Origin of the sequence: Streptomyces sp. BR123, from assembly GCF_013401435.1 — a bacterium.
Classification (GTDB): domain Bacteria; phylum Actinomycetota; class Actinomycetes; order Streptomycetales; family Streptomycetaceae; genus Streptomyces.
Genome location: NZ_JACBGN010000467.1, coordinates 1 through 3,565, shown reverse-complemented (window position 1 = coordinate 3,565; position 3,565 = coordinate 1). Strand labels below are relative to the sequence as shown.

The 3,565-nt window shown below is 72.3% G+C and carries 3 protein-coding genes; all 3 read left to right on the top strand.

Features of this window, described 5'->3' with window-relative positions; all coding sequences use genetic code 11:
• Positions 1–18: 18 nt before the first annotated feature.
• The 3 genes from HYE82_RS35070 to HYE82_RS35060 all read left to right on the top strand — a co-directional run bounded on the left by HYE82_RS35070 (position 19) and on the right by HYE82_RS35060 (position 3,534).
• Positions 19–1,344 (top strand): sensor histidine kinase, encoded by a 1,326-nt coding sequence (locus tag HYE82_RS35070; protein ID WP_256988132.1) that lies wholly within the window; start codon positions 19–21, stop codon positions 1,342–1,344.
• The gene (locus HYE82_RS35065; protein ID WP_179178271.1) at positions 1,341–2,012 is read left to right on the top strand and encodes a response regulator transcription factor; all 672 of its coding nucleotides are present in this window, start codon (positions 1,341–1,343) and stop codon (positions 2,010–2,012) included. The genes HYE82_RS35070 and HYE82_RS35065 overlap by 4 nt, the downstream gene beginning before the upstream one ends.
• A gap of 73 nt (positions 2,013–2,085) precedes the next feature.
• On the top strand, positions 2,086–3,534 hold the full coding sequence (locus HYE82_RS35060; protein WP_179178270.1) for a penicillin-binding protein 2: 1,449 nt from the start codon (positions 2,086–2,088) through the stop codon (positions 3,532–3,534).
• The last annotated feature ends 31 nt before the right edge of the window (positions 3,535–3,565 follow it).

Here is a 3,565-nt window from a genome sequence, read left to right as displayed (position 1 = left end):
GCCCGGACATCGGGCGGCCTGGGGCGGGTGCTCGGGTCGAGGGCGCGGCTGCGCTGGGTGCACCTGATCCTCGGCGGGGCGCTGCTGATGCCGTACTTCCTGCTGGCGCAGGTGTTCGTCGGTGTCCTCGCCGGCGGGGTGAACGTGCTGGCCTCCACGCCGCTGACGTTCGTCGCGTACGGGGTCTCGGTGCCGCTGGCTGCGGCGACCGGCGTCCTCGGGCTGGTCCGGCAGATGTCGGTGGTCGCGGTGCGGGCGCTGTGCGGGGTGCCGGGGGAGCGGCTGGCCGAGGGGCCGGCCCGGTCCTGGGCGGCCCGGGGGAGGACCGCCGCCTGGTGGTCCCTGCACCTCGGGATCGGGGCGCTGGTCAGCGGGATGAGCCTTGCGGTGCCGCCCATGGCGGTCGTGCTGATCCTGCTGCCGTTCGTGAGGGGGCTGCGGGAGATGCCGGTCGGGTCGGGCTGGTTGAGCACGGCCGCCGATCCGTACGTCGCCCCGTTCCTCGGGGTCGGCCTGCTGGCGGGGCTCGTGCTGTGCGCCGCCGGGGCCGGGGCGCTGCTGGCCCGGCTCGCCCCCGTCCTGCTCGGGCCGACGCCGGCGGACCGGCTGGCCGCGGCCGAGGAGCGGGCCGCCGACCTGGCCGTGCGCAACCGGCTCGCCCGGGAGCTGCACGACGCGGTCGGGCACGCCCTGAGCGCCGTCACCCTCCAGGCGGTCGCCGCCCGGCGGGTCCTCGACAGCGACCCCGCGTTCGTACGGGAGGCGCTGGCGGCTATCGAGGACACCACGCGGCGGACGGTGGGCGAGCTGGACACCGTACTGGGCCTGCTGCGGGACGGGGACCAGGCACGGCCGGACGCCGCGTCGGCACCCACCCTCGCCGCCGACCTGGACGGGCTGCTCGCCCGGACCCGGGCCGTCGGCACCACCGTCACCGCCCGGCAGGACCCAGGACCCGTGGGGGACTGGGCGCAGCTTCCGGCGATCGCCTCCCGCGAGGCGTACCGGATCGTGCAGGAGGGCCTGAGCAACGCACTGCGGCACGGCGCCGGACCCGTCGAGCTGCGCATCGCCGTGAAGGACGCGCGCGACGCGCGCGACGGATCGGGAGGCAAGGACAGTGCACACCGCGAACTGGAGATCACCATGACCAATCCACCGGGCAACGGCGAAGGTCCCGCGCCGCGCACCACCGGGGGCCGCGGGCTGCGCGGCGCCGCAGAGCGGGCGGCCCTGCTGGGCGGCCGCGTCGAGGCGGGCCCGCACGAGGGGCTGTGGCGGCTGCGGGCCGTCCTCCCGCTCGGCGAGGGCCCCGTCAAGGGCTCCTGCGGGGGCTCGCGATGAGCCGGCCGCCGCTGCGCATCGTGCTCGCCGACGACGAACGGATGGTCCGCACCGCGCTGCGGGTCATCATCGACGCCGAACCCGACCTGGAGGTCGTCGGGGAGGCGGCCTCCGGTGCCGAGGCCCTCTCCGTGGTCCGGGAACTGGCCCCGGACGTGGTGCTGATGGACGTCCGCATGCCCGGTGTCGACGGGATACGGGCCACCGAGCAGATCCTCGCCACCCTGCCCGAACCGCCGCGGATCGTGGTCGTGACCACCTTCGAGAACGACGCCTACGTCTATGACGCGCTGCGCGCGGGCGCCGCCGGGTTCCTCCTCAAGCGGGCCGACCCGGACGAGCTGCTCGGCGCGGTGCGGCTGGTGGCCCGGGGCGACTCCCTGCTGTTCCCGACGGCCGTCCGGGCCCTCGCCGCCTCCCACGCGGCCGGCGCCCCCGGAACCGCCGCCCCGTGGGTGGCCCGGCTCACCGACCGGGAGGCGGACGTCCTGCGCCTGATGGCCACCGGGCTGTCCAACCACGAGATGAGCGAACGCCTCGGGGTCGGCCCGCAGACCGTCAAGACGCATGTCGCCGCCGTCCTGTCCAAGACCGGCTCCCGCGACCGCACCCAGGCCGTCATCGCCGCCTACGAGGGCGGCTTCATCGTGAGAGGGGCCGCAACATGAGGAAAAGCTGAGAACCCGGCCACAAACGGGACAGGGTGGAACGCTCGGACGCCCTCGCACGTCCTTCCGGGAGATGAACAAGACGATCAGGCGTGCGTCGGTCTTCTGTCTGCTCCTCGTGCTGGCCCTGCTTCTCCGGGTCACCTGGGTGCAGGCCTACCAAGGCCAGGCCCTCGCGGACAACGAGAACAACCGGCGGAACCTCATCGGGCAGTACGAGAACCCGCTGGGCAACATCATCGTGGGCGGGGAGGCGATCACCGGCTCGGTCAAGACGGGCGGCAAGGACTTCGCGTACAAGCGGACCTACGTCGAAGGCCCGCTGTACGCGCCGCTCACCGGCTTCAGCTCGCAGGCGTTCGGCACGAGCATGCTCGAAGGCGTGTACAAGAAGATCCTCAACGGCTCGGACGACCGCCTGAAGACCGTGATGGACCTCCTCACCAACAAGCGGGCCTCGCCGGGGAACGTCCTGACGACCGTCGACAAGGACGTCCAGAAGGCCGCGTACGCGGCGCTGCAGGGCAAACAGGGCTCCGCCGTCGCGATCGACCCCGCGACCGGCGAGATCCTCGCCATGGTGAACAACCCCTCCTTCGACCCGGGCCGCATCTCCGGTGCCAACGACGCCGAGGCCTGGAAGGAGCTGTCCGCCGACAACGGCAAGGCCATGGAGAACGTGGCGCTGCGCAAGCCGCAGGCGCCCGGCTCCACCTTCAAACTGGTCACGCTGGCGGCGGCCATCGAGAACGGGCTGGTCACGAACCTGGACGCGCCGACCGGCACCCCCGACCCGTACACCATTCCGGGGACGAAGACGCAGCTGCCCAGCGAGGCCGGCTCCGCAGCCTGCAACAACGCCTCGGCGCGCACTGCGCTCCGGCTGTCCTGCAACAACGTCTTCGCCGAGCTCGCCTCCAAGCTGGGCCAGGACAAGATGCGCGCGACGGCCGAGAAGCTCGGCTTCAACACGAACGTCGAGACCCCGGTCACGACCCGGGTGCCCAGCAAGTACCCGTCGAAGAAGATGTCCGTCGACCAGGTCGCGCTCACCGGTATCGGCCAGTTCGACGTCCAGGCCACCCCGCTGCAGATGGCCATGGTGACCGCCGCGATCGAGAACGACGGCAAGCTCGTCGCCCCGCACTCGGTCTCCGAGGTCACCGACTCGGGCGGCACCGTGCTGGAGAGCTTCAAGAACCCCAAGGTCCAGCAGGTCATGAGCCCGAAGACCGCCGCCATGGTGCGGGACGCGATGAAGACCGTCGTCGCCGAGGGCGGCGGCAAGCCGGCGCAGGTGTCGGGCGCCGAGGTAGGCGGCAAGACCGGCACGGCCCAGCGCGGCGTGAAGAACAGCCTGCCGCCGCTGGCCTGGTTCACCTCGTACGGCAAGGCGGGCAGCAAGCAGATCGCCGTCGCCGTGATGATCGAGAACTCGGACACCGACCGGTCCGAGATCGGCGGCGGCCGCCTGGCCGCCCCCATCGCCCAGAAGATGATGGAAACCTGGCTGAAGAAGTAGCCGGCCCCACACCTGTCTCTTATACACAACT

Coding starts and splice junctions, on each gene's coding strand:
- HYE82_RS35065 (WP_179178271.1), top strand. CDS start 1,341: ATGAGCCGGCCGCCGCTGCGCATCGTGCTCGCCGACGACGAACGGATG.
- HYE82_RS35060 (WP_179178270.1), top strand. CDS start 2,086: ATGAACAAGACGATCAGGCGTGCGTCGGTCTTCTGTCTGCTCCTCGTG.